Source organism: Pseudomonas sp. UYIF39, assembly GCF_029963765.1.
Lineage (GTDB): Bacteria > Pseudomonadota > Gammaproteobacteria > Pseudomonadales > Pseudomonadaceae > Aquipseudomonas.
The window spans coordinates 20,630-45,682 of record NZ_JALBYU010000021.1; the positions used below are offsets into that span (position 1 = coordinate 20,630).

The 25,053-nt window shown below is 60.6% G+C and carries 30 protein-coding genes; 20 read left to right on the forward strand and 10 right to left on the reverse strand.

Going from position 1 to position 25,053, the window contains the following annotated elements; all coding sequences use genetic code 11:
• The first annotated feature begins 207 nt into the window (after positions 1-207).
• The 5 genes from MO767_RS23445 (at position 208) to MO767_RS23465 (ending at position 4,119) form a co-directional block, all read left to right on the forward strand.
• A complete protein-coding gene (locus tag MO767_RS23445; protein ID WP_046045231.1) occupies positions 208-780 on the forward strand; it encodes a YqgE/AlgH family protein in 573 nt (190 codons plus the stop codon).
• On the forward strand, positions 780-1,217 hold the full coding sequence (gene ruvX, locus MO767_RS23450) for a Holliday junction resolvase RuvX (RefSeq protein ID WP_005792259.1): 438 nt from the start codon (positions 780-782) through the stop codon (positions 1,215-1,217). The genes MO767_RS23445 and ruvX overlap by 1 nt, the downstream gene beginning before the upstream one ends.
• A 98-nt stretch (positions 1,218-1,315) precedes the next feature.
• A complete protein-coding gene (pyrR, locus tag MO767_RS23455) occupies positions 1,316-1,819 on the forward strand; it encodes a bifunctional pyr operon transcriptional regulator/uracil phosphoribosyltransferase PyrR (protein ID WP_033060467.1) in 504 nt (167 codons plus the stop codon).
• 27 nt (positions 1,820-1,846) lie between these two features.
• Entirely contained in the window at positions 1,847-2,851 is a 1,005-nt protein-coding gene (locus MO767_RS23460) for an aspartate carbamoyltransferase catalytic subunit (protein ID WP_007897943.1), read from the forward strand.
• Positions 2,848-4,119, forward strand: a complete 1,272-nt coding sequence (locus MO767_RS23465) for a dihydroorotase (RefSeq protein ID WP_149628304.1) — start codon at positions 2,848-2,850, stop codon at positions 4,117-4,119. The genes MO767_RS23460 and MO767_RS23465 overlap by 4 nt, the downstream gene beginning before the upstream one ends.
• 138 nt (positions 4,120-4,257) lie before the next feature.
• Here MO767_RS23465 and MO767_RS23470 read toward each other — a convergent pair whose 3' ends face one another.
• The gene (locus tag MO767_RS23470) at positions 4,258-4,689 is read right to left on the reverse strand and encodes an NINE protein (RefSeq protein ID WP_129440356.1); all 432 of its coding nucleotides are present in this window, start codon (positions 4,687-4,689) and stop codon (positions 4,258-4,260) included.
• A 250-nt stretch (positions 4,690-4,939) separates the two neighbouring features.
• On the opposite strand from MO767_RS23470, the gene MO767_RS23475 reads away from it, so the two are divergent.
• Positions 4,940-5,557: a C40 family peptidase gene (locus MO767_RS23475; RefSeq protein WP_282482457.1), complete on the forward strand. Its 618-nt coding sequence runs from the start codon at positions 4,940-4,942 to the stop codon at positions 5,555-5,557.
• 49 nt (positions 5,558-5,606) lie between these two features.
• On the opposite strand, the gene MO767_RS23480 is transcribed toward MO767_RS23475, so the two are convergent.
• Positions 5,607-6,641 (reverse strand): type IV pilus twitching motility protein PilT, encoded by a 1,035-nt coding sequence (locus MO767_RS23480; RefSeq protein ID WP_282482458.1) that lies wholly within the window; start codon positions 6,639-6,641, stop codon positions 5,607-5,609.
• Between the two features lie 56 nt (positions 6,642-6,697).
• Here MO767_RS23480 and MO767_RS23485 point away from each other — a divergent pair, with 56 nt between their 5' ends.
• The 10 genes from MO767_RS23485 (at position 6,698) to MO767_RS23530 (ending at position 13,706) form a co-directional block, all read left to right on the forward strand.
• Entirely contained in the window at positions 6,698-7,384 is a 687-nt protein-coding gene (locus MO767_RS23485) for a YggS family pyridoxal phosphate-dependent enzyme (RefSeq protein WP_282482459.1), read from the forward strand.
• Positions 7,385-7,419: 35 nt separating this feature from the next.
• On the forward strand, positions 7,420-8,238 hold the full coding sequence (gene proC, locus MO767_RS23490; protein WP_282482460.1) for a pyrroline-5-carboxylate reductase: 819 nt from the start codon (positions 7,420-7,422) through the stop codon (positions 8,236-8,238).
• Between the two features lie 10 nt (positions 8,239-8,248).
• The gene (locus MO767_RS23495; protein ID WP_129440346.1) at positions 8,249-8,839 is read left to right on the forward strand and encodes a YggT family protein; all 591 of its coding nucleotides are present in this window, start codon (positions 8,249-8,251) and stop codon (positions 8,837-8,839) included.
• A gap of 4 nt (positions 8,840-8,843) precedes the next feature.
• The gene (locus MO767_RS23500) at positions 8,844-9,140 is read left to right on the forward strand and encodes a DUF167 domain-containing protein (protein ID WP_076029425.1); all 297 of its coding nucleotides are present in this window, start codon (positions 8,844-8,846) and stop codon (positions 9,138-9,140) included.
• 196 nt (positions 9,141-9,336) lie between these two features.
• Entirely contained in the window at positions 9,337-10,476 is a 1,140-nt protein-coding gene (locus MO767_RS23505) for a homoserine O-acetyltransferase (RefSeq protein WP_123368495.1), read from the forward strand.
• A gap of 7 nt (positions 10,477-10,483) precedes the next feature.
• On the forward strand, positions 10,484-11,104 hold the full coding sequence (metW, locus tag MO767_RS23510; protein WP_149628312.1) for a methionine biosynthesis protein MetW: 621 nt from the start codon (positions 10,484-10,486) through the stop codon (positions 11,102-11,104).
• Between the two features lie 26 nt (positions 11,105-11,130).
• Positions 11,131-11,565, forward strand: a complete 435-nt coding sequence (locus tag MO767_RS23515; RefSeq protein ID WP_008152635.1) for a DUF4426 domain-containing protein — start codon at positions 11,131-11,133, stop codon at positions 11,563-11,565.
• Positions 11,562-12,158 carry an RdgB/HAM1 family non-canonical purine NTP pyrophosphatase gene (rdgB, locus tag MO767_RS23520; RefSeq protein WP_008152637.1) on the forward strand — a complete coding sequence of 199 codons (597 nt, stop codon included), beginning with the start codon at positions 11,562-11,564 and terminating at the stop codon, positions 12,156-12,158. The genes MO767_RS23515 and rdgB overlap by 4 nt, the downstream gene beginning before the upstream one ends.
• Positions 12,155-13,360 carry a radical SAM family heme chaperone HemW gene (gene hemW / locus MO767_RS23525; RefSeq protein ID WP_282482461.1) on the forward strand — a complete coding sequence of 402 codons (1,206 nt, stop codon included), beginning with the start codon at positions 12,155-12,157 and terminating at the stop codon, positions 13,358-13,360. Before rdgB ends, hemW begins: the two co-directional genes overlap by 4 nt.
• Positions 13,361-13,382: 22 nt before the next feature.
• Positions 13,383-13,706, forward strand: coding sequence for a DUF3392 domain-containing protein (locus MO767_RS23530; protein WP_033060485.1), 324 nt, complete (start codon positions 13,383-13,385; stop codon positions 13,704-13,706).
• A 131-nt stretch (positions 13,707-13,837) separates the two neighbouring features.
• Here MO767_RS23530 and trmB read toward each other — a convergent pair whose 3' ends face one another.
• The 4 genes from trmB to MO767_RS23550 form a co-directional block, all read right to left on the reverse strand.
• Complete coding sequence (gene trmB, locus MO767_RS23535) at positions 13,838-14,563, reverse strand: tRNA (guanosine(46)-N7)-methyltransferase TrmB (RefSeq protein ID WP_282482462.1); 726 nt, start codon at positions 14,561-14,563, stop codon at positions 13,838-13,840.
• A gap of 9 nt (positions 14,564-14,572) precedes the next feature.
• Positions 14,573-15,367 (reverse strand): thiazole synthase, encoded by a 795-nt coding sequence (locus MO767_RS23540; RefSeq protein ID WP_007897902.1) that lies wholly within the window; start codon positions 15,365-15,367, stop codon positions 14,573-14,575.
• A 60-nt stretch (positions 15,368-15,427) separates the two neighbouring features.
• The gene (thiS, locus tag MO767_RS23545; RefSeq protein ID WP_007897898.1) at positions 15,428-15,628 is read right to left on the reverse strand and encodes a sulfur carrier protein ThiS; all 201 of its coding nucleotides are present in this window, start codon (positions 15,626-15,628) and stop codon (positions 15,428-15,430) included.
• Between the two features lie 90 nt (positions 15,629-15,718).
• The gene (locus tag MO767_RS23550) at positions 15,719-16,090 is read right to left on the reverse strand and encodes a DUF423 domain-containing protein (protein ID WP_129440332.1); all 372 of its coding nucleotides are present in this window, start codon (positions 16,088-16,090) and stop codon (positions 15,719-15,721) included.
• Positions 16,091-16,164: 74 nt separating this feature from the next.
• Here MO767_RS23550 and mtgA point away from each other — a divergent pair, with 74 nt between their 5' ends.
• Positions 16,165-16,887 carry a monofunctional biosynthetic peptidoglycan transglycosylase gene (gene mtgA, locus MO767_RS23555; RefSeq protein ID WP_282482463.1) on the forward strand — a complete coding sequence of 241 codons (723 nt, stop codon included), beginning with the start codon at positions 16,165-16,167 and terminating at the stop codon, positions 16,885-16,887.
• Positions 16,888-17,094: 207 nt separating this feature from the next.
• On the opposite strand, the gene rpoH is transcribed toward mtgA, so the two are convergent.
• From rpoH to ftsY, 4 genes are all read right to left on the reverse strand, one after another.
• Positions 17,095-17,949 (reverse strand): RNA polymerase sigma factor RpoH, encoded by an 855-nt coding sequence (rpoH, locus tag MO767_RS23560; RefSeq protein ID WP_007897890.1) that lies wholly within the window; start codon positions 17,947-17,949, stop codon positions 17,095-17,097.
• Positions 17,950-18,062: 113 nt separating this feature from the next.
• Positions 18,063-19,085 carry a permease-like cell division protein FtsX gene (ftsX, locus tag MO767_RS23565; RefSeq protein ID WP_282482464.1) on the reverse strand — a complete coding sequence of 341 codons (1,023 nt, stop codon included), beginning with the start codon at positions 19,083-19,085 and terminating at the stop codon, positions 18,063-18,065.
• Positions 19,082-19,753 carry a cell division ATP-binding protein FtsE gene (gene ftsE / locus MO767_RS23570; protein WP_008152655.1) on the reverse strand — a complete coding sequence of 224 codons (672 nt, stop codon included), beginning with the start codon at positions 19,751-19,753 and terminating at the stop codon, positions 19,082-19,084. The genes ftsX and ftsE overlap by 4 nt, the downstream gene beginning before the upstream one ends.
• Complete coding sequence (gene ftsY / locus MO767_RS23575) at positions 19,750-21,261, reverse strand: signal recognition particle-docking protein FtsY (RefSeq protein WP_282482465.1); 1,512 nt, start codon at positions 21,259-21,261, stop codon at positions 19,750-19,752. Before ftsY ends, ftsE begins: the two co-directional genes overlap by 4 nt.
• 344 nt (positions 21,262-21,605) lie before the next feature.
• Here ftsY and MO767_RS23580 point away from each other — a divergent pair, with 344 nt between their 5' ends.
• From MO767_RS23580 to rsmD, 3 genes are read left to right on the forward strand one after another with little or no spacing between them, the layout of a single operon-like run.
• On the forward strand, positions 21,606-22,961 hold the full coding sequence (locus MO767_RS23580) for a pitrilysin family protein (protein ID WP_282482466.1): 1,356 nt from the start codon (positions 21,606-21,608) through the stop codon (positions 22,959-22,961).
• Positions 22,954-24,444, forward strand: a complete 1,491-nt coding sequence (locus tag MO767_RS23585; RefSeq protein ID WP_282482467.1) for a pitrilysin family protein — start codon at positions 22,954-22,956, stop codon at positions 24,442-24,444. Before MO767_RS23580 ends, MO767_RS23585 begins: the two co-directional genes overlap by 8 nt.
• A complete protein-coding gene (gene rsmD, locus MO767_RS23590) occupies positions 24,444-25,052 on the forward strand; it encodes a 16S rRNA (guanine(966)-N(2))-methyltransferase RsmD (protein WP_282482468.1) in 609 nt (202 codons plus the stop codon). Before MO767_RS23585 ends, rsmD begins: the two co-directional genes overlap by 1 nt.
• The last annotated feature ends 1 nt before the right edge of the window (position 25,053 follow it).

Sequence of the window (25,053 nt, forward strand, 5' to 3'; positions counted from 1 at the left end):
TCTGTAGCAGCTGGCGGAGCCTGCGTTCGAGGACGCAGTCCTCGCAAACCCGCAAAACACGGTCATCCTGAATAAATGACGTATGGCGCTTTACGACTGCTTCGCAGCCGGACGCAGGCTTCGCCAGCTGCTACAGGGGCGTGCGACAGCATTTTCCTGCGCATCCTCAGCTTGTCAGTTCGCCCCTCCAACGCCACACTAGCGCTCATGAAGAACGTCAGCCCCAGCTACCTCAAGCATCAGTTCCTGATCGCCATGCCTCACATGGTCGACCCGAACTTTGCGCACACCTTGACCTACATCGTCGAGCACACGGCCAATGGTGCCATGGGCCTGGTGGTCAATCGTCCGCAAGACCTCAACCTGGCCGATATCCTCGAGCAACTGCGCCCCGACATCGAACCGCCGGTGCTCTGCCAGCATGTGCCGATCTTCATCGGCGGCCCGGTGCAGACCGATCGCGGTTTTGTTCTGCACCCCTCGGGGCAGAGTTATCAGGCCACCGTTGAGCTTGATGAGAAACTGGCCCTGTCGACCTCCCAGGACGTGCTGTTCGCCATCGCCGACGGCGTCGGTCCGGCGAAAAGCCTGATCGCCCTCGGATACGCTGGCTGGGAAGCCGGGCAGCTGGAAGCCGAACTGGCCCAGAACGCCTGGCTGACCTGCCCGTTCGATGCCGATATTTTGTTCAACACCAGCAGCGAACTGCGTCTGGAAGCAGCGGCCAAGCACTTGGGCGTCAATCTCAGCCTGCTGACCAGCCAGGCGGGACACGCCTGATGGCCCTGCGCCTGATTTTGGGTTTCGACTACGGCACCAAACAGATCGGCGTGGCGGTCGGCCAGGTGATTACCGGCCAGGCCCGCGAGCTGTGCACCTTGAAGGCACAAAACGGTATTCCCGACTGGAATCAGGTCGAAGCCCTGATCAAAGAGTGGAAACCCGACGCCGTGGTGGTCGGCTTGCCGCTGAACATGGACGGCACCCCGAGCGACATGTGCCTGCGCGCCGAGAAATTCGCCCGCCGCCTCAACGGCCGCTACAACCTGCCCTTCTATACCCACGATGAACGCCTGACCACCTTCGAAGCCAAGGGTGAACGGCGTGATCGTGGCGGACAAAAGGGCAGCTACCGCGACAACCCGGTCGACGCCATCGCCGCCGCCCTGCTGCTGCAAGGCTGGCTCGACGAAAACACCGCACTGTTCGAGTCCTGACTGCATCTAATTCTAAAGAGCCGCTGCAAGCGACTCTCTATAGCGAAAACCCGAGCCAACCCACGCACGCACCGGCTCGGACCCAAGAAGGAGCAACCATGAGCCTGCCCAATCCCGTTGAACTGATCAGCCAGATGGCGACCCGGCTTGACGCCTATCTGGCCAAACGTGGCATCAGCGAACCGCGCTACATCGGTATTCGAACCGGTGGCGTCTGGGTCGCCCAGGCGTTGCTCGATGAACTGGGCAGCGACTCGCCCCTCGGCACCCTGGACGTCTCCTTCTACCGCGACGACTTCAGCCAGAACGGCCTGCACCCGCAAGTGCGTCCTTCGGCGCTGCCGTTCGAGATCGAAGGCCAGCACCTGGTGCTGATCGATGACGTGCTGATGAGCGGCCGGACCATCCGCGCCGCCCTCAATGAGCTGTTCGACTACGGCCGCCCGGCCAGCGTGACATTGGTGTGCCTGCTGGACCTGGACGCCGGCGAGCTGCCGATCCGCCCGAATGTGGTCGGTGCGACCCTGTCGCTGGCCGCTCACGAACGGGTGAAACTGTCCGGCCCGGAACTCAAGCTCGAACTGCAAGACCTCGCCCTTTAATTCGCCCTATTGAGAGTCCCCCTCGCGATGACGCCTCTAGAAACCAAGCGCCCGCTGCAGCTCAATGATCAGGGCCAGCTGCGCCACTTCCTCTCGCTCGACGGTTTGCGCCGCGAGCTGCTGACGGAAATCCTCGACACCGCTGACTCGTTCCTCGAAGTCGGCGCCCGGGCGGTTAAGAAAGTCCCGTTGCTGCGCGGCAAGACCGTGTGCAACGTGTTCTTCGAGAACTCCACCCGCACCCGCACCACCTTCGAACTGGCAGCCCAGCGCCTGTCGGCGGACGTGATCACCCTGAACGTGTCCACGTCGTCGGCGAGCAAGGGCGAAACCCTGCTCGACACCCTGCGAAACCTGGAAGCCATGGCCGCTGACATGTTCGTCGTGCGCCACGGTGATTCCGGCGCGGCGCACTTCATCGCCGAACATGTCTGCCCGCAAGTGGCGATCATCAACGGCGGCGACGGCCGTCACGCCCACCCGACCCAGGGCATGCTCGACATGCTCACCATCCGTCGGCACAAAGGCGGCTTCGAAAACCTTTCCGTAGCCATCGTCGGCGACATCCTGCACTCGCGGGTGGCGCGCTCGAACATGCTCGCGCTGAAAACCCTCGGCTGCCCGGACATCCGCGTGATCGCGCCGAAGACCCTGCTGCCGATCGGCATCGAGCAATACGGCGTGAAGGTTTACACCGACATGACCGAAGGCCTGAAAGACGTCGACGTGGTGATCATGCTGCGCCTGCAGCGTGAACGCATGACCGGCGGCCTGTTGCCGAGCGAAGGTGAGTTCTACCGCCTGTTCGGCCTGACCACCGCGCGCCTGGCCGGGGCAAAACCGGATTGCATCGTCATGCACCCGGGACCGATCAACCGCGGCGTGGAGATTGAGTCGGCGGTGGCCGACGGCCCGCACTCGGTGATCCTCAACCAGGTCACCTACGGCATCGCAATTCGTATGGCCGTGCTGTCCATGGCCATGAGCGGGCAGACTGCCCAGCGCCAATTCGAGCAGGAGAACGCCCAGTGAAGCTCAGCATTCTCGGCGCCCGCGTCATCGATCCGGCCAGCGGCCTGGATCAAGTTACCGATATCCATATTGAAGCCTGCAAGATCATCGCCCTTGGCGCCGCGCCAGCCGGTTTTGTCGCCGTCGACACCCTCGACGCCAAAGGCCTGGTCGCCGCCCCAGGGCTGGTTGACCTGAACGTCGCTCTGCGTGAACCGGGTTACAGCCGCAAAGGTTCAATCGCCAGCGAAACCCGCGCCGCTGCGGCCGGTGGCGTCACCAGCCTGTGCTGCCCGCCGAAAACCAAACCGGTGCTGGACACCTCGGCCGTGGCCGAACTGATCCTCGACCGCGCCCGCGAGGCCGGCAACACCAAGGTTTTCCCGATCGGCGCCCTGAGCAAAGGCCTGGACGGCGAACAGCTGGCCGAGCTGGTCGCCTTGCGCGATGCCGGTTGCGTGGCCTTCGGCAACGGCCTGGACAGCTTCCGCAACACCCGTACGCTGTGCCGGGCGCTGGAATACGCCGCAACATTCGACCTGACGGTGATTTTCAACTCTCAGGACCATGACCTGGCTGAAGGTGGCCTGGCCCACGAAGGCCCGACCGCCAGCTTCCTCGGTTTGCCGGGCATTCCGGAAACCGCTGAAACCGTGGCTCTGGCCCGTGATCTGCTGCTGGTCGAGCAAAGCGGCGTGCGTGCGCACTTCAGCCAGCTCACCAGCGCCCGTGGCGTGGCCCTGATCGCTCAGGCCCAGGCTCGCGGGCTGCCGGTGACCGCCGATGTGGCCTTGTATCAGCTGATCCTGACTGACGAAGCGCTGATCGACTTCAGCAGCCTCTATCACGTCCAGCCGCCGCTGCGCACCCGCGCCGACCGCGATGGCCTGCGTGAAGCGGTGAAATCCGGTGTGGTATCGGCGATTTCCAGTCATCACCAACCCCACGAGCGGGATGCCAAACTGGCGCCGTTCGGGGCCACCGAACCGGGCATCAGCAGCGTTGAACTGCTGTTGCCGCTGGCGATGACGCTGGTGGAGGATGGTTTGCTGGACCTGCCAACGCTGCTGGCGCGCTTGAGCACCGGACCTGCCGAGGCATTGCGCCTGCCGGCGGGCAAACTGGCGGTAGGTGGACCGGCGGACATCGTGTTGTTCGACCCGGCGGCGTCGACCGTGGCCGGTGAGACCTGGCTGTCCAAAGGCGAAAACTGCCCGTTTATTGGGCATAGCCTGCCGGGCGTGGTGCGTTACACCCTGGTGGATGGACGCATCAGCCACCAGGCGTAAGGCCCTGTGGCGAGGGGACTTACCCCCGTTGGGCTGCGAAGCGGCCCCATTATTAGCAACCGGATTTCTTCAGACAGAACTCCATTGCTGATTTGCGACTGCTACGCAGCCGAACGGGGGCAAGCCCCCTCGCCACAACTACTGGAAAGCGCCTCTATTCTGAGCGTTACGCACCGAAACCTGGTCATTCAGCGTCCAGAAGTCATACAGCACCCCCACAAAAAACAACCCGCCCGTCACCAGGTACAGCAACCCGCTGATCCACTTCCCCTGATACATCCGGTGTACGCCGAATACCCCCAGAAACGTCAGCAGAATCCACGCTACGTTGTACTCAATGGGCCCGGCGGTAAAACGCAGGTCCGCTTCACGATCCATGGCCGGGATCAGAAACACGTCGATCAGCCAACCGATACCCAACAAACCGAAGGTGAAGAACCAGATCGTCCCCGTCACTGGCTTGCCGTAATAGAAGCGGTGAGCGCCGGTAAAACCGAAAATCCACAGCAGGTAACCGATCACCTTGCTGTGGGTATCTTGTTGCGGATCGGACTGTTGATAGGTGTTCATGAAGGTCCTCGTTTCACTCGATAGATAAATATTCTTGAATTCTTTGTGACTTTTTTACAGGTTGCCGACGTATGGCAAATGGTACCTTGTGTCCCGTCAAAGCCTTGTAGCACAGGCGTCGTGTCCGACAATCGCGTCTATTTTCCGCTTATTTGGTTCCGTTGACCCCAAGGTTGAATCGACCAACGGCCTCGGAAGGGCCAAAAAAGCTGTTATAAAGTTGCGCGCTAACTTATATGAGCCCTGCCTAATGCGTCCATTTTTCAAGACATGGCTAACCATTTGCCTTTTGATGCCACTGGCCGCCCACGCCACCAATCGTGAGCAACGTCTTCCTAACGTTAATGGTTACACCCAAAAATCCCATGTTTCTGCTCCTTCGAGCAAAAACAAACAGACCGTAAAACGCGCTCCCCACCTGAGCAGCAACAGCGGCCTGGTTCCGCCGATGGCAAGCAAGGAAAGCAGCAACGTGCTGAGCCGCGCCGTCAACGTACTCGGTACTCCTTACCGTTGGGGCGGCAGCAGCCCAAGTAAAGGGTTCGACTGCAGTGGCCTGGTGAAATACGCGTTTAACGACGCCACGTTTGACCTGCCGCGCACCTCCAACGCCATGGCCAGCGGTCATGGGGAGAAAGTCGATCGCAAGGATCTTAAGCCTGGCGACCTGATTTTCTTCAACATCAAGAGCCGTCGGGTCAATCACGTTGCCATCTACCTGGGCAACGACCGCTTCATCCACGCACCACGTCGTGGCAAGTCGGTGACCATCGACACGCTGAAAAAACCCTACTGGGAAAGCCACTACGTGGTTGCCAAGCGGGTCATGCCGAAAGAGAAGAACACCCTGCAGGTTGTTCAGCGCTGATTTGAAGCAAGAGCAAAAGATCGCAGGCTGCGATCTTTTGCTTTAAGCCTCAAAAACCATCCGGCGTGCGCGCCTTCTCCCGCGCATGCTCGCGGCTGATCAAGCCCTTGCTCACCAGCGCCTTCAAGCACATATCCAGCGTCTGCATCCCCAGGTTTCCCCCGGTCTGAATCGACGAGTACATCTGCGCCACCTTGTCTTCGCGGATCAGGTTACGGATCGCTGACGTGCCGAGCATAATTTCGTGGGCCGCAATCCGCCCGCCGCCGATCTTCTTGACCAAGGTCTGCGATACCACCGCCAGCAACGACTCGGAAAGCATCGAACGAACCATCGACTTCTCGTCCCCCGGAAACACATCCACCACCCGATCGATGGTTTTCGCCGCCGATGTCGTGTGCAGCGTGCCAAACACCAGGTGACCGGTTTCGGCGGCGGTCAACGCCAGGCGAATGGTCTCGAGATCCCGCATCTCCCCCACCAGAATCACGTCCGGGTCCTCCCGCAGGGCCGAGCGCAGAGCCGTGGCGAAGCTGCGTGTATCGCGATGGACTTCACGCTGGTTGATCAAACATTTGCGCGACTCGTGGACGAACTCGATCGGGTCTTCGATGGTGAGGATGTGGTGGTGACGATGGGTGTTCAGGTGATCGATCATCGCCGCCAGGGTGGTGGATTTGCCGGAACCGGTCGGACCGGTCACCAGCACCAGCCCCCGCGGTGCTTCGGTAATCTTGCGAAACACTTCCCCCATACCGAGGTCGTCCATGCTCAGGACTTTGGACGGAATGGTCCGGAACACCGCGCCAGCACCACGATTGTGGTTGAACGCGTTAACCCGAAAACGCGCCACACCGGGCACGTCAAAGGAAAAGTCGGTTTCCAGGTGCTTCTCGAAGTCCACCCGCTGGGTGTCGTTCATGATGTCGTAGATCAGCGCCTGCACCTGCTTGTGGTCCAGGGCTGGCAGGTTGATGCGCCGCACATCGCCGTCGACCCGAATCATCGGTGGCAGGCCGGCAGACAGATGCAAGTCGGACGCGCCCTGTTTCGCGCTGAAAGCCAGCAGCTCAGTGATATCCATAGCGTTCCTCAATTCCAGTAGAATGCCGCGAACCTTCAGACCGCCGGCGCCTCTTGATGTCCACGATAGCAGACAACATCGCTCAGGTTAGTTCACGCATCCACGCCGCTGCCGTCGCCGCAAAGCGCGACGAAGACAGCGTCCAGCTGCTGGCCGTGAGCAAGACCAAGCCCGCCGAAGCCCTGCGCGAAGCGTATGCCGCCGGGCTGCGCGACTTTGGCGAGAACTACCTGCAGGAAGCCCTGAGCAAACAGCTCGAATTGGCCGACCTGCCCTTGATCTGGCACTTCATCGGCCCCATTCAATCGAACAAGACTCGCGCTATCGCCGAGCACTTCGCCTGGGTGCATTCCGTGGATCGTTTGAAAATCGCACAACGCCTGTCCGAACAACGTCCTGCCGATTTGCCGCCTCTGAACATCTGCATCCAGGTCAACGTCAGTGGTGAAGCAAGCAAATCCGGCTGCACCCCGGCCGACCTGCCGGCCCTGGCCAATGCCATCAGCGAACTGCCTCGCCTCAAGCTGCGTGGATTGATGGCGATCCCCGAGCCGACTGAAGATCGCGCCGCCCAGGATGCCGCTTTTGCTGCCGTGCAGCTTCTGCAAGCCAGCCTGAATCTGCCGCTCGACACACTTTCCATGGGCATGAGCCACGACCTCGAGTCGGCCATCGCCATGGGCGCCACCTGGGTCCGTATCGGTACGGCCCTGTTTGGTGCCCGCGACTACGGTCAGCCTTGAAATATGGCTGACTCCTCTCTTTATAAGGACCTGACATGAGCAAGACTCGTATTGCCTTTATCGGTGCCGGCAACATGGCCGCCAGCCTGATCGGCGGCCTGCGCGCCAAAGGTCTGGACGCCGCGCAGATCCGCGCCAGCGATCCGGGCGCTGAAACCCGCGCTCGCGTGAACGCTGAACACGGCATCGAAGTGTTCGCCGACAACGCCGACGCCATCCAGGGCGCCGAAGTCGTCGTATTGGCGGTCAAACCCCAAGCGATGAAGGCTGTTTGCGAAGCGCTTCGCCCAAGCCTCAAGCCGAATCAACTGGTGGTCTCGATTGCGGCCGGCATCACCTGCGCCAGCATGAACAACTGGCTCGGCGCCCAACCGATCGTGCGTTGCATGCCCAACACCCCGGCGCTGCTGCGTCAAGGCGTGAGTGGTTTGTTCGCCACGACTGAAGTGAACACCGAGCAACGTCAACAGGCGCAAGAACTGCTGTCCGCCGTCGGCATCGCACTGTGGCTGGATGAAGAGCAGCAACTGGACGCGGTCACCGCCGTTTCCGGCTCGGGCCCTGCGTACTTCTTCCTGCTGATCGAAGCCATGACCGCCGCCGGCGTGAAACTTGGCCTGCCGCCGGAAACCGCTGCACAACTGACCCTGCAAACCGCTTTGGGCGCTGCTCACATGGCCGTGGCCAGTGACGTCGACGCTGCTGAACTGCGTCGCCGCGTGACGTCACCTGCGGGCACGACGGAAGCGGCGATCAAGTCGTTCCAGGCCGGCGGCTTCGAAGCCCTGGTAGAAAAAGCACTCGGCGCCGCGGCGCACCGCTCGGCCGAGATGGCCGAACAATTGGGTCAATAAGGAGCCTTACATGATTGGATTGAACACTGCAGCGGTCTACGTGCTGCAAACCCTCGGCAGCCTGTACCTGCTGATCGTGCTGCTGCGCTTTGTGCTGCAACTGGTACGCGCGAACTTCTACAACCCGCTCTGCCAGTTCGCCGTGAAAGCCACTCAGCCGCTGCTCAAGCCGTTGCGCCGGATCATCCCGAGCATGTTCGGCCTGGACATGTCCTCGCTGGTGCTGGCGATCCTCGTGCAGCTGGCGCTGATGGCCCTGACTCTGCTGCTGACTTACGGCACCACCGGTAACCCGCTGCAATTGCTGCTCTGGTCGCTGATCGGCGTGACCGCGCTGTTCCTGAAGATTTTCTTCTTTGCCCTGATCATCAGCGTGATCCTGTCCTGGGTCGCGCCGGGCAGCCATAACCCTGGCGCCGAGCTGGTGAACCAGATCTGCGAGCCAGCCCTGGCACCGTTCCGCAAGATCCTGCCGAACCTCGGCGGCCTGGATATTTCGCCGATCCTGGCGTTCATGGTGCTCAAGCTGATCGACATGCTGGTGATCAACAACCTCGCCGCCATGACGATGATGCCGGAAATCCTGCGTCTACTGATCTGACCCGGTGAGCTACTTTCGCTGGGACGGTGACGACCTGATTCTGGAATGTCACCTGCAACCGGCGGCCCGCAGCGATGATTTCTGCGGGCTGCATGGGGATCGATTGAAGATTCGCCTGACGGCGCCGCCGGTTGAAGGCAAGGCCAACGCGTATTTGATGGCGTTTCTGGCCAAGGCGTTTGGGGTTTCCAAGAGCCAGGTGAGTTTGATCAGTGGGGAGTTGAATCGGCAGAAACGGGTGCGGATTTGCTCGCCGAAGAAGCTGCCGGATTTGCCGGATCTTGCGCGCCCGGCAGGCTGACCGCGTTATCGTTCATCGTCGGAACGCCGCCCGGAGCAAGCTCGCTCCCACATCTGGGATGCGTTCCCCTGTGGGAGCGAGCTTGCTCGCGATGAATGCGCCTCGGTCCAGCTGAATGAAATCAGGCCCGGCCTTAGCTTGCTGCTAGGGGCAGCGGTCTTTAGACTTACGCCTCATTTCAACGAGAGCAGGGTCGATGCCAGCTGCCTTTCCCCCCGATTCTGTTGGTCTGGTGACGCCGCAAGTGGCGCACTTCAGCGAACCCCTGGCCTTGGCCTGCGGCCGTTCGCTCCCAGCTTATGACCTGATCTACGAAACCTACGGCACGCTGAACGCCGCGGCGAGCAACGCCGTGCTGATCTGCCACGCCTTGTCCGGTCATCATCACGCTGCCGGCTTCCACAGCCCCGACGACCGCAAACCCGGTTGGTGGGACAGCTGCATCGGCCCCGGCAAGCCCATTGATACCAACAAATTCTTCGTGGTCAGCCTGAACAACCTCGGCGGTTGCAACGGCTCCACCGGCCCGAGCAGTATCAATCCGGAAACCGGCAAGCCGTTTGGCGCCGACTTCCCGGTGCTGACCGTGGAAGACTGGGTTCACAGCCAGGCGCGCCTGGCTGACCTGCTCGGCATCGGCCAATGGGCCGCCGTGATTGGCGGCAGTCTCGGTGGCATGCAGGCGATGCAGTGGAGCATCACCTACCCGGATCGCATTCGTCACTGCCTGGCCATCGCCTCGGCCCCCAAGCTGTCGGCACAGAACATCGCGTTCAACGAAGTGGCGCGCCAGGCAATCCTCACCGACCCCGAATTTCACGGCGGTTCGTTCCAGGAAGCAGGTGTGATCCCCAAGCGTGGCTTGATGCTGGCGCGGATGGTCGGGCACATCACGTACCTGTCCGATGACTCGATGGGTGAGAAATTCGGTCGGGGCCTGAAGAGCGAAAAGCTCAACTACGACTTCCACAGCGTCGAGTTCCAGGTCGAAAGCTACCTGCGTTATCAGGGCGAAGAGTTTTCCGGGCGTTTCGACGCCAACACCTACCTGCTGATGACCAAGGCGCTGGACTACTTCGATCCGGCGGCGAACTTCGACGATGACCTGGCGAAAACCTTCGCCAACGCCCAGGCCAAATTCTGCGTAATGTCTTTCACCACCGACTGGCGCTTCTCCCCTGCCCGCTCGCGGGAACTGGTGGACGCGCTGATGGCGGCCAAGAAAGACGTCTGCTACCTCGAGATCGACGCTCCGCAAGGCCACGACGCCTTCCTGATTCCGATCCCGCGCTACTTGCAGGCATTCAGCAATTACATGAACCGCATTACGTTGTGAGAAAGCCATGAGAGCTGATCTGGAAATCATCCAGGAATGGATCCCCGCCGGTAGCCGCGTACTCGACCTCGGCTGCGGCGACGGTGAGCTGCTGACCTGGTTGCGCGATAACAAGCAAGTGACCGGCTATGGCCTGGAAAACGACCCGGACAACATCGCCGAATGCGTGGCCAAGGGCATCAACGTGATTGAGCAGGACCTGGACAAGGGCCTGGGCAACTTTGCCAGCAACAGCTTCGACGTCGTGGTCATGACCCAGGCGCTGCAAGCCGTGCACTACCCGGACAAGATCCTCGACGAAATGCTGCGCGTCGGTCGCCAGTGCATCATCACCTTCCCCAATTTCGGTCACTGGCGCTGCCGCTGGTACCTGGCGAGCAAGGGCCGGATGCCCGTGTCCGATTTTCTGCCGTACACCTGGTACAACACGCCGAACATCCACTTTTGCACCTTCGAAGACTTTGAAGCGTTGTGTCGCGAACGTGAAGCCAAGGTCATTGATCGGCTTGCCGTGGATCAACAACACCGTCACGGGTGGGCCAGTAAGCTATGGCCTAATCTATTAGGTGAAATCGGTATTTACCGCGTCAGCAGCCCCGGGCTGCAAGACCACAAGGTCGCGGTCTGAGTCACGACACTTCGAGGAGAATGAACATGGGTCGACTAGCGCTGTTTGTACTTACTGCCTGCCTGAGCGTCACCGCCATGGCCGCCGACGTCATCAAAGGCGAGCGCAAAGAAACCTTTGGCGATGTAACGGTGCACTACAACACCTTCAACTCCACCTTCCTGACACCGGATATCGCCAAAGCTGCCGGGCTGACGCGAAGCAAGAACCAGGGCGTGATAAACGTCTCCGTGCTCAAGGATGGCAAACCACTGACCGCTGAAGTCAGCGGATCGGTGAAGGACCTGACCAGCCAGACCGTGCCGTTGAAGTTCAAACAGATCACTGAACAGGGCGCGATCTACTACATCGCCCAGTTCCCGGTCGATCAGCAGGAAGTCCGGACCTTCGACATCAAGGTGCAGAACGGTGACAAAATCAACACCATCAATTTCAACCAAGAGCTTTTCCCCGGCGAATGATCAACTTCACGCAACTCGTACTGGCCAGCCATAACGCCGGCAAACTCAAGGAACTTCAGGCCATGCTCGGCGAATCGGTGCAACTGCGCTCGATCGGCGAATTCAGCAGCGTCGAGCCTGAAGAAACCGGCCTGTCGTTCGTCGAAAACGCCATCCTCAAGGCCCGCAATGCCGCGCGCATCTCCGGCCTGCCAGCGCTGGCCGACGATTCGGGGTTGGCCGTGGATTTCCTCGGCGGTGCGCCGGGTATCTACTCGGCTCGTTACGCCGATGGTCAGGGCGATGCGGCGAACAACGCCAAACTGCTCGACGTATTGAAGGACGTGCCGCAAGCCGAACGCGGCGCACAGTTCGTCTGTGTGCTGGCGCTGGTGCGTCATGCCGACGATCCGTTGCCGATTATCTGCGAAGGCTTGTGGCACGGACGAATCCTGCCAGCGGCCAGCGGCGAACACGGTTTTGGTTACGATCCGCTGTTCTGGGTGCCGGAGCGCGATTGCTCCAGCGCCGAGTTGAGCCCGAGCGACAAGAACCTCATCAGCCACCGCGCCCGTGCAATGGATCTGCTGCGCCAGCGTCTGGGCCTGAAATGATCCATGACTCATCCGCATCGCCGCTGATCTTCGGCGGTACCGCCCAATCGCCTCGGGCCGCCCTGCCTGTGCTGCCGCCCCTGGCGCTGTACATCCACATCCCGTGGTGTGTGCGCAAATGTCCTTATTGCGACTTCAATTCCCACACCGCCAGCCCGGTGTTGCCGGAAGAAGAATATGTGGACGCGCTGCTGGCCGACCTCGATCAGGACCTGCATGCCGTCTACGGCCGTGAGCTGAGCTCAATCTTCTTTGGTGGCGGCACGCCGAGCCTGTTCAGCGCCGAGGCGTTGGGCCGTTTGCTCAAAGGCGTCGAGCAGCGCATTCCGTTCGCCAGCGACATCGAAATTACCCTGGAAGCCAATCCTGGGACGTTCGAGCAAGAGAAGTTCGTCGCCTACCGGGCGCTGGGCATCAATCGCCTGTCGATCGGCATCCAGAGCTTTCAAGAAGAGAAACTCAAGGCCCTGGGGCGGATTCACAACGGTGACGAAGCGGTACGTGCCGCCGGCATGGCCCGTCAGGCCGGGTTCGACAACTTCAACCTGGACCTGATGCACGGTTTACCCGATCAGTCCCTGGACGATGCCCTGAGCGACCTGCGCCAGGCCATCGCCCTGAAGCCGACCCACTTGTCCTGGTATCAGCTGACCCTGGAGCCGAACACGGTGTTCTGGAACCAGCCGCCGACGCTGCCGGAAGACGACACGTTGTGGGACATTCAGGAGGCCGGTCAGGCGCTGTTGGCCGAACACGGTTACGCGCAATACGAAGTCTCGGCCTATGCCCAGCCCGGCCGTCCGGCGCGGCATAACCTCAATTACTGGAGTTTCGGCGACTTCATCGGCATCGGCGCCGGGGCTCACGGCAAGCTCAGCCACCCGGACGGGCGCATCGTTCGTACCTGGAAGACCCGCTTGCCGAAGGACTACCTCAACCCGGCCAAAAGCTTCAAGGCTGGCGAGAAAGCCCTGACCAATGAAGAACTGCCGTTCGATTTCCTGATGAACGCCTTGCGCCTGACCGAGGGCGTGGAATCGCGACTGTATCCGGAACGCACCGGGCTGAGCCTGGAAAGCCTCGCCGAAGGCCGCCAGGTCGCCGAACAAAGTGGCCTGTTGCAGGTCGAACCGTCACGTCTGGCGGCCACCGAGCGCGGACAACTCTTCCTCAATGACTTGCTGCAGACATTTTTGAGCTGATTTCAGCCTTAAGGGAAAACGAATGGATTTGATACTCGACCTGCTCGCCACCGCGTCCCGCTGGAGCCGTAGCAACCTGTCTGAAATCGCTCTGGCACTGGTGGGCTGTCTGCTGGTGTTGTTTGGCGCGGATATCAAAGGCTGGGTCGACGCACGTCTGGGCAGCATCGCCGGCGCCTTGCGCGTCCCGCTGATGGCCCTGCTGTGCATGGTCGGCAGCGGCGTCGCGCTGATCTACGCCACGCCATGGATCATCAAAGGCCTGAGCCAGTTCAACAACTACAGCCTGGCGCCGGTGCTGTTGGTGGTGCTGGTGTTGATTGGCGTCGTCGCAGACCGCCGCTGAATTCAGCTACAACCGAAAACAACTGTGGGAGCGAGCTTGCTCGCGATGGCGGTGTAACAGTCAACATAGATGTTGAATGTTAGGGCCTCATCACGAGCAAGCTCGCTCCCACAGTTGGTAGTGCGTAGGGCTTAGGACTGTTTTTCGAACTTCAGATCCCAAACGCCATGCCCAAGGCGTTCGCCGCGGCGTTCGAACTTGGTGATCGGGCGTTCGGTCGGGCGCGGGACGCATTTGCCGTCTTCGGCGAGGTTGCGGTAGCCCGGCGCGACGTTCATCACTTCCAGCATGTACTCGGCGTACGGCTCCCAATCGGTGGCCATGTGCAGAATGCCGCCGATCTTCAACTTGCTGCGCACCAGTTCAGCGAACGACGCCTGAACGATGCGGCGCTTGTGGTGACGGCTCTTGTGCCACGGGTCCGGGAAAAACAGCATCAGGCGATCGAGGCTGTTGTCGGCCACGCAATTATTGAGCACTTCGATCGCGTCGCAATCGTAGACCCGCAGGTTGGTCAGGCCCTGAGTCAGCACGCCATTGAGCAGCGCGCCGACACCCGGACGGTGAACTTCCACGCCGATGAAATCCTGCTCCGGCGAGGCTGCGGCCATTTCCAGCAGCGAATGGCCCATGCCAAAACCGATTTCCAGCGAACGCGGCGCCGAACGGCCGAACACCTGGTCGAAGTCCACCGGCGCATCGGCCAATGGCAGGACGAACAGCGGCGTGCCCTGCTCCAGGCCTTTTTGCTGGCCTTCGGTCATGCGCCCGGCGCGCATCACGAAACTCTTGATGCGGCGGTGTTGGCGCTCTTCGCCTTCTTCCGGCTGGATAGGCGTTTCGTTTGATTCAGTCATCAATGGCTCTTACTTGATCAGACCATCCAGCGGCGAGGAGGCGCTGGCATAGAGTTTTTTCGGCATGCGGCCGGCGAGGTAGGCCAAGCGACCTGCCACGATGGCGTGTTTCATGGCTTCAGCCATCATGATCGGCTGCTGGGCATGGGCGATGGCCGAGTTCATCAGCACCGCTTCGCAACCCAGCTCCATGGCGATGGTGGCGTCGGACGCGGTGCCGACACCGGCATCCACCAACACCGGAATCTTGGCTTCTTCGAGGATGATCTGCAGGTTGTACGGGTTGCAGATCCCCAGACCCGTGCCGATCAGACCGGCCAGCGGCATCACCGCGATGCAGCCGATTTCCGCCAGTTGACGGGCAATGATCGGGTCATCGCTGGTGTAGACCATCACGTCGAAACCTTCCTTGACCAGCACTTCGGCGGCCTTGAGGGTTTCGATCACGTTGGGGAACAGGGTTTTCTGGTCCGCCAGCACTTCCAGCTTCACCAGGTTGTGGCCACCGAGCAGCTCACGGGCCAGGCGGCAGGTGCGCACAGCCTCGGTAGCGTCGAAGCAACCGGCGGTGTTAGGCAGGAAGGTGTAGCGATCCGGCGACAGGACTTCGAGCAGGTTCGGTTCGCCCGGGTTCTGGCCGAGGTTGGTGCGGCGCACGGCGAAGGTGACGATCTCGGCACCCGAGGCTTCGATGGCCAGGCGGGTTTCTTCCATGTCGCGGTACTTGCCGGTACCTACCAGCAAACGTGACTGGTAAGTACGACCGGCCAGGACGAAGGGCTTGTCGCTACGAACGATGCTCATGGGAAATCCTCTGTAGGGGTGAGGTTCTTGCAGAATTCTGTGCCCATAAGGGCCGGACGACTAGCCGCCGCCGATAGCGTGTACCACTTCGACGGAATCGCCGTCGTTCAGCGTGGTTTCTGCGTGCTGGCTGCGCGGGACGATATCCAGATTGAGTTCGACCGCCACCCGGCGTCCGGTCAGTTCCAGACGGGTCAGCAGGGCCGCAACGGTTTCACCGTCGGGCAGTTCAAGGGATTCGCCGTTCAACTGAATGCGCATGCCGGATGCCGCCATCATTTTTAGGGGCTGGCATTCTAGCCCGATCAGTCTTGGCGACCCAAGCCATTCGTCATGAAATGGACTGCTCGGTCAGCTCAACCGCCAGGCGGCAAGCCCCAGGCAGAACCAGCCGACCAGAAATGCCAGGCCGCCGAAGGGGGTGATGATCCCGAGCTTGCTGACGCCGGTTATGGTCAACAGGTACAGACTGCCGGAAAACAGCAGTATGCCAATGACAAATGATGCACCCGCCCACGTGATCAGGCGACCGGGAATCTGTGTGGCCAGCAGTGCAACGCCCAGCAAGGCCAACGTGTGCACCAATTGGTAGGTCACGCCGGTGTGGAAAATCGCCAGGTACTCGGGCGTCAGGCGGCTTTTCAAGCCATGGGCGGCAAACGCGCCAAGGGCAACGCCGGTGAAGCCGAAGAAAGCGACCAGCATCAGAAAGCCACGCAGCATGAAGAACTCCAGTCAGACTCGATCCACAGGGTCTGTATAATGGCCCGCTCAACGGGTTCGGCCAAGCCATCTCTATGCTGCGTTTATTTTTGCGACGATTCACGAAGGCCCTGCTCTGGTTCGCGGGTGGCAGCGTATTGCTGGTGCTGATCTTTCGCGTGGTACCGCCACCGGGAACCGCGTTGATGGTCGAGCGCAAGGTCGAATCCTGGTTCGACGGCGAGCCCATCGACCTGCAACGCACCTGGAAACCCTGGGATGAAATCTCTGACGACCTGAAAGTCGCGGTGATTGCCGGCGAGGATCAGAAATTCCCGGAGCATTGGGGTTTTGACTTTGGCGCGATCCAGGCCGCACTGGCCCACAACGAACTCGGCGGAACGATTCGCGGCGCCAGCACCTTGAGTCAGCAGGTCTCGAAGAATCTGTTTCTGTGGTCCGGCCGCAGCTGGCTACGCAAAGGCCTGGAAGCCTGGTTTACCGGGCTGATCGAAGTGTTCTGGCCCAAGCAGCGAATTCTTGAGGTGTATCTGAACAGCGTCGAGTGGGATGACGGGGTGTTTGGCGCGGAAGCAGCGGCCAGGCATCACTTTGGCGTCGGCGCTCGCTCGCTGTCCCGGCAGCAGGCCAGTTTGCTGGCGGCGGTGTTGCCTAACCCGCGAGTGTGGAGTGCCAGTCACCCAACCAGCTATGTCGCACGGCGAGCGGGATGGATTCGACAGCAGATGAGTCAGCTCGGTGGCGACAGCTACCTTGCAGGGCTCAATGATTCGCGGCGGGCGCCTTGGGCCGAGTAGCTGAACACAATTTCCTGAACACCGAAAACCCCTGTGGGAGCGAGCTTGCTCGCGATAGCGTCGGGTCAGTCGCTATAAGTATTGACTGATAAACCGCTATCGCGAGCAAGCTCGCTCCCACAGGGGACCAGGGTGATGCAGAAAAATGGGTACAAACAAAAACGCCCCGATCAATGATCGGGGCGTTTTTTTATGCCGGAGCTGCGGTTAGGCGGCAATCGACAACTTGAGCTTGTTCATCGCGCTCTTCTCGAGCTGACGAATACGCTCGGCCGACACGTTGTACTTCTGCGCCAGGTCGTGCAGCGTGGCTTTTTCTTCTGCCAGCCAGCGCTGGTAGAGGATGTCACGGCTGCGGTCGTCCAGCACTTCAAGCGCTTCGTGCAGGTTGTGGTTCGAGTTGTCGCTCCAGTCAGCATCTTCCAGTTGACGGGCCGGGTCGTACCGGTGGTCTTCCAGATAGTTGGCCGGCGATTGGAAAGCACTGTCGTCGTCCGCTTCCGCGGCCGGGTCGAAGGCCATGTCATGGCCGGTCAGGCGACTTTCCATCTCACGCACTTCCCGAGGCTCTACACCGAGGCTTTCCGCCACACGGTGGACTTCCTCGTTGTTCAGCCACGCCAGACGCTTCTTCTGGCTGCGCAGGTTGAAGAACAGCTTGCGCTGGGCCTTGGTGGTCGCGACTTTCACAATGCGCCAGTTGCGCAGGATGAACTCGTGGATTTCCGCCTTGATCCAGTGCACAGCGAACGAAACCAGACGCACACCCATTTCCGGGTTGAAGCGCTTAACGGCCTTCATCAGGCCGACGTTGCCTTCCTGGATCAGGTCAGCCTGAGCCAGACCGTAACCGGAATAGCTACGGGCGATATGTACAACAAAACGCAGGTGGGCGAGCACCATCTGCCGAGCCGCCCCCAAATCCTGCTCATAATAGAGACTCTCGGCCAGTTCGCGCTCCTGCTCCGGTGTCAGCAATGGAATGCTGTTCACGGTGTGCACATAGGCCTCCAGGTTTGCACCCGGGACCAGAGCATATGCAGGTTGCAAAGAATTGGTCATACGAAAAAACCTCCCACTTACATAACTCGTGCAGTTCAGCACTGCGAAAATTGACCGGAAACCGAAAGACAAGTTCCCATAAACGCTGAAAGGTCAATACGAGCAAAATGATACTACTTAGGCGCAAGCTCCCTCAGGTGGCGTGCGACTGCAATCCATGCACCGATATACCCCAACAGCACCGCGCCAAGCAAGAGAGACAGACCGTCGGCAACTGGCACTCCGGCCAGCGCAAAATCACTGCCGTACAGACCGGCCAGCCCAACCACCGCGTCGTTCAGCCAATCAAGGCCGAACGCCAATACGCCCCAGGAAAGAATCCCCGCACCGAAGCCATAAAGCGCACCCATATACAGAAAGGGCCTGCGCACATAGCTGTCAGTGCCGCCGACGAGTTTAATCACTTCTATCTCTGTGCGGCGGTTTTCAATATGAAGACGAATGGTATTGCCTATCACCAAAAGTAATGCAGAAACCAGAAGCACGGTCAGACCGAAGACAAAACGGTCACCCAGCTTGAGGATGGCTGCCAGACGCTCGACCCAGACTAGATCAAGTTGCGCCTGTTGTACCTTGGGCAACTCGGAAAGTTTTTGTCGTAATGCTTCAAGGGCTGGCTTATCGACCTCATTCGGCGTCACCAGAACCACGCCCGGCAGCGGGTTTTCCGGCAGTTCCTTGAGCGCCTCGCCCAGACCGGACTGCTGCTGAAACTCTTCCAGCGCCTGATCGCGGCCGACATATTCAGCATCAGCTACGCCAGGCATGCCTTTGATCTGCTCGCGCAACGACTCGCCTTCAGAAGGGCTGGCCTCGATTTGCAAATACAGGGAAATCTGCGCCGCACGCTGCCAGGAACCGCCGAGACGCTCGACGTTACTTAGCAAAAGTGACAGGCCCATCGGCAAACTCAAAGCAACCGCCATCACCATGCAGGTGAAGAAGCTACCGATGGGCTGCTTGCCCAAACGACGCAAGCTATCGAGCAGGCTGGCACGGTGACTCTCGACCCAGGCACGAAACAGTGTGGCGAAATCCGGGCCGTCATCATCGTCGCGATTTTTCTTCTGCGGTTGCTGATCGGCGGCCTTAGGGGCCACGCGCTCGGAAACCTTGGGGCTGCGTGTCGCACTCATACGCCGGCCTCCCCGTCACCAATCAATCGGCCGCGTTGCAAGGTCAGCATGCGGTGGCGCATGCGGGCGATCAGTGCCAGGTCGTGACTGGCAATCAGCACGCTGGTGCCCAGACGGTTAATGTCTTCGAACACGCCCATGATTTCTGCCGCCAGACGTGGATCGAGGTTACCGGTCGGTTCGTCCGCCAGCAGCAAGGCCGGGCGGTGAACAATGGCGCGGGCGATGCCGACGCGCTGCTGCTGACCGGTAGACAGGTCGCCAGGATACAAATCAGTTTTGTCCGACAGCGCCACGCGCTCCAGCGCCGAATCCACGCGCTTGGCGATCTCGGCCTTGGAAAGCCCAAGGATCTGCAAGGGCAGCGCGATGTTGTTGAACACCGTGCGATCGAACAATAGCTGGTGATTCTGGAACACCACGCCGATCTGGCGTCGCAGGTAAGGAATCTGTGCGTTGCTGATGGTGCTCAGGTCTTGCCCGGCCAGCAGCAATTTGCCGGTGGTCGGACGCTCCATCGCCAGGAGCAGGCGCAACAAGGTGCTTTTACCGGCGCCAGAGTGGCCGGTCACAAACAAAAACTCGCCCCGACGGACTCGAAAGCTCAGCTCATGCAAGCCGACGTGACCGTTCGGGTAGCGCTTACCGACCTGTTCGAAACGAATCATGAACGCTCCCGCTCGGCAAACAGTGCCTGGACAAAGGGTTCTGCTTCAAAAGTACGCAAATCATCGATGCCTTCACCGACGCCGATGTAGCGAATCGGCAGGCCGAACTGCTTGGCGAGGGCGAAAATCACCCCGCCTTTGGCGGTGCCATCGAGCTTGGTCAGCGCCAGGCCGGTCAGTTCGACGGTCTGGTTGAATTGTTTGGCCTGGCTGATTGCGTTCTGCCCCGTACCGGCATCAAGCACCAACAGCACCTCGTGAGGCGCGTCGGCGTCGAGTTTGCTGATAACCCGGCGAACCTTCTTCAACTCTTCCATCAAATTGTCTTTGGTGTGCAGGCGACCGGCGGTGTCGGCGATCAATACGTCGATGCCCCGGGCCTTGGCCGCTTGCACGGCATCGAAGATAACCGAAGCCGAGTCTGCGCCGGTGTGCTGGGCGATGACCGGGATCTTGTTGCGCTCGCCCCAGACCTGCAATTGTTCGACGGCGGCGGCGCGGAAGGTATCGCCGGCCGCGAGCATGACTTTCTTGCCTTCGAGCTGCAGCTTCTTCGCCAGTTTGCCGATGGTGGTGGTTTTGCCGGCACCGTTGACGCCGACGACCAGAATCACGAACGGCTTGGTCTGCGAAGTGATTTTCAGCGGTTGCTCGACGGGCTTGAGCATCGCCGCCAGTTCCGCTTGCAGGGATTTGTACAGCGCATCGGCATCGGCCAATTCTTTACGGGCGACCTTCTGGGTCAGACGCTGAATGATCACCGAAGTCGCCTCGACGCCCACATCGGCGGTCAGCAGGCGGGTTTCGATGTCTTCGAGCAGTTCGTCATCGATGATCTTCTTGCCCAGGAACAGGCTGGCCATGCCTTCGCCGATGCTGGCGCTGGTCTTGGACAAGCCTTGTTTCAGGCGGGCGAAGAAACCGGCTTTGGTTTCTTCGGTACGCGTGGGCTCGGCAGGCGCTTCGACGGGAATGACAGGTGCGGCGGCAACGGGAGCGACGACCGGTGCAGGCGCTTGAACAACCGGAGCAACGAATGCGGGCACCACAAGTTCCGGAACAACCGGTTCAGGCTCGGCTACCACCACCGGCGCGACAACCGGCTCAACCACTGGTGGCTGAACGGGCTCAGGAGCAAACGCAGTCGGTGCCGGAATCGGCGGCGTTACGTGGGGCGCCAGCTCATTTTCGACCAATGCCACTGGCTCTTCCGCCACTGGCAACGTCAGCCATGGCTCGGCAACGGGCGTGAGCGGCACCTGGGCCACGACTTCGACGACGACATCAGGCTCAGGCTCAGGCTCGATGATCGGTTGCAGCGCCGGCTCGGCGATCGGCAAGACAATCGGCGCAAGCTCTTCTTCTATTACCGGCGCGGGCGTGGGCTCAGGAAGTGGCTGTGGCTGTTCGACGACGGGTTCCTGCGGCTTTTTGCGCAGCCATCCGAACAGGCTTTTCTTCTCGCCAGCCGCAGCTGGGGCTTTCTTGTCGTCGTTGGAACCAAACATGGAGGACGGCTATCTCACAGTAGCGACGCGCCAAAGGGCGCCCCGGCAAATAAATATTCGATGCAGAACAGACTGCGATTGACCCAGCTTGTTCATGCGCAACATTTTGTCGAGATGCCAACAGCACCTCAAAGGTCGACTAATACGAAGGACTGGAACGGCATCGTCGGCGAAAACACAGAGTTTAGCTGACAAACTTAGAGCTTCCGCCGTAAACCCAAACAACCTGCTGACCGATCAAAGGCCTGATAGGCGTGGCCGCCAGTAAAACGGATCAGTATCCTAGCACCCTCTCGCCCGCCGACGCTAAGACCAAGCGGGCAGCCCCAAAGGTTTAAAAACGAATGAATGCTCTAGCCCGCCGCGCTGCAGGCCTGCTGCTCAGCACAGTTTGTCTGCCCCTTTCGGCCCTGGCTGCCGATCCACAACCCACCCACGAATTCACCCTTGATAACGGCCTGAAGGTCGTCGTGCGCGAAGACCATCGTGCGCCAGTGGTGGTTTCCCAAGTCTGGTACAAGGTCGGCTCAAGCTACGAGACACCGGGCCAGACCGGTTTGTCCCACGCTCTGGAACACATGATGTTCAAGGGCAGCGAGAAAGTCGGCCCCGGCGAAGCGTCGCTGATCCTGCGCGACCTCGGCGCCGAAGAGAACGCGTTCACCAGCGATGACTTCACGGCGTATTACCAGGTGCTGGCCCGCGACCGTCTGGGCGTGGCCTTCGAGCTGGAAGCCGACCGCATGGCCAGCCTGCGTCTGCCAGCCGACGAGTTCTCCCGCGAGATCGAAGTCATTAAAGAAGAACGTCGCCTGCGCACCGACGACAAGCCGATGTCCAAGGCCTACGAACGTTTCAAGGCCATGGCCTACCCGGCCAGCGGTTACCACACGCCGACCATCGGCTGGATGGCTGACCTGGACCGCATGAAAGTCGAAGAGCTGCGCCACTGGTACCAATCCTGGTACGTGCCGAACAACGCCACGTTGGTGGTGGTGGGCGACGTGACCCCGGACGAGGTCAAAACCCTGGCCCAGCGCTATTTTGGCCCAATCGTCAAACGTGATGTGCCACCGGCGAAAATCCCGCTGGAACTGGCCGAACCCGGCGAACGCCAGATCACCCTGCATGTGCAGACCCAACTGCCAAGCCTGATGCTGGGTTTCAACGTGCCAAGCATCGCCACCGCTGAAGACAAACGCTCGGTCAACGCCTTGCGCCTGATCTCCGCCCTGCTCGACGGCGGCTACAGCGGGCGTATCCCGACGCAACTGGAGCGCGGCGAAGAGCTGGTGTCCGGCGGCTCGTCGAGCTACGACGCCTATACCCGTGGCGACAGCCTGTTCACTTTGTCGGCAACGCCCAATACCCAGAAAAACAAAACCATGGCTCAAGCCGAAGCTGGCCTGTGGAAGCTGCTCGAACAGCTGAAAACCACCGCGCCGTCCGCTGAAGAACTGGAACGCGTCCGCGCACAGGTCATCGCCGGCCTGGTCTACGAGCGTGACTCGATCACCAGCCAGGCCACCGCCATTGGCCAACTGGAAACCGTCGGTCTGTCGTGGAAACTGATGGACACCGAACTCGCCGAACTGGAAAGCGTGACCCCGCAAGACATCCAGAAAGCCGCCAAGCTGTATTTCACCCGCGAACGTCTCAGCGTCGCCCATGTACTGCCAGAGGAGACGACTCATGAGTGAGCGTAAAAAACCGCGCCTGGCGCTGATTGGCCTGATCGCTGTCGCCTTGATCGGGTCTGCCGCGTTTTACTTCTCAAAGACCGACGAATCCAAAGCCAGCGAAGCCCTCGACAAGGCCAAGGTCAGCCAGAAACTGCAATCACTGACCGAACTCGACGGCAAAGCGCCAAGCCACCGTACCCTGGACGTGCAGACCTGGAAAACCGCCGAGGGCGCCAAGGTGCTGTTCGTTGAAGCCCGGGAGCTGCCGATGTTCGACATGCGCCTGATCTTCGCCGCCGGCAGCAGCCAGGACGGCGACGCACCCGGCCTCGCCGTGCTGACCAACGCCATGCTCAACGAAGGCGTGGCCGGTAAAGATGTTGGCGCTATCGCTCAAGGCTTCGAAGGCCTGGGTGCAGACTTTGGCAACGGCGCGTTTAAAGACATGGCTCTGGCCTCCCTGCGCAGCCTCAGCGCCGCGGACAAACGCGAACCGGCCCTGAAGTTGTTCTCTGACGTCGTCGGCAAACCGACCTTCCCGGCCGATTCCTTTGCGCGCATCAAGAACCAGATGCTCGCCGGCTTCGAATACCAAAAGCAGAACCCGGGCAAACTGGCGAGCCTGGAGCTGATGAACCGTCTGTACGGTGAACACCCGTATGCACATTCCAGCGACGGCACGGCGAAAACCGTTCCAGCCATCACACTGGCTCAACTGAAAGCGTTCCATGAAAAAGCCTATGCGGCTGGCAACGTGGTGATTGCGCTGGTGGGCGACCTGTCTCGCACCGAGGCCGAAGCGATTGCCGCACAAGTCTCCAGCGCGCTGCCAAAAGGCCCTGAACTGGCGAGAATCCCGCAACCGGAGGAGCCGAAAGCCAGCATCGGCCACATCGAGTTCCCGTCCAAGCAGACCAACCTGATGCTCGCGCAATTGGGCATCGACCGCGACGACCCGGACTACGCTGCACTGTCCATGGGCAACCAGATCCTCGGTGGCGGTGGTTTCGGCACCCGGTTGATGAGCGAAGTGCGCGAGAAACGCGGCCTGACGTACGGCGTCTATTCGGGCTTCACCCCGATGCAGGCTCGCGGCCCGTTCATGATCAACCTGCAAACCCGCGCCGAGATGAGCGAAGGTACGTTGAAACTGGTTCAGGATGTGCTCGCCGACTACCTTAAAACCGGCCCGACCCAGAAAGAACTCGACGACGCCAAGCGTGAACTGGCCGGCAGCTTTCCGCTGTCCACCGCCAGCAACGCCGATATCGTCGGCCAACTCGGCGCCATGGGTTTCTACAACCTGCCGCTGAGTTACCTGGATGACTTTATGCGCGAGTCCCAGAGCCTGACGGTCGAGCAGGTCAAAACCGCACTGAACAAACACTTGAGCACGGACAAAATGGTCATCGTCAGCGCTGGCCCGACCGTGCCGCAAAAGCCGTTACCGGCCCCAACTGATAAACCTGCCGAGCAACCGCTCGGGGTTCCGGAGCATTAATGGCCACTCGTCCTAAAAAACCCGTACATAACGTCCATAACGGCGTGAACCAACTGCGCATCATCGGCGGTGAATGGGGCAGCCGAAAGCTCAGCTTCCCGGATGCACCGGGCTTGCGCCCGACCCCGGACCGGGTGCGTGAAACCCTGTTCAACTGGCTCGCGCCGTATGTCGCTGGCGCCAAGGTCCTGGACCCGTTCGCCGGCAGCGGCGCGTTGTTCCTCGAAGCCTTGTCCCGTGGCGCGGCCATGGGTCAGGCGCTGGACGCCAGCAACATCGCGGTTGCCAGCATCAAGGAACATCTGGGCACACTGCGCTGCACCACCGGCCAAGTGCAGACTGCCGACGCCCTGCGCTACCTGGAAACCCAGACAGCGACTGCGTACGACCTGGTGTTCCTCGATCCGCCGTTCAACCAGAACCTGTTGCCGGGCGTTTGCGCCTTGCTCGAAGAGCGCCAATGGCTGGCCGATGACGCCTGGATCTACACCGAAAGCGAAAACGCCCCTTCGATGCTTGGATTGCCGGCGAACTGGCGCCTGCACCGCGAGCAGAAATCCGGGCGAGTGTATTACGCGTTGTGGCAGCGCAGCCCGCTGGCAAACTGAA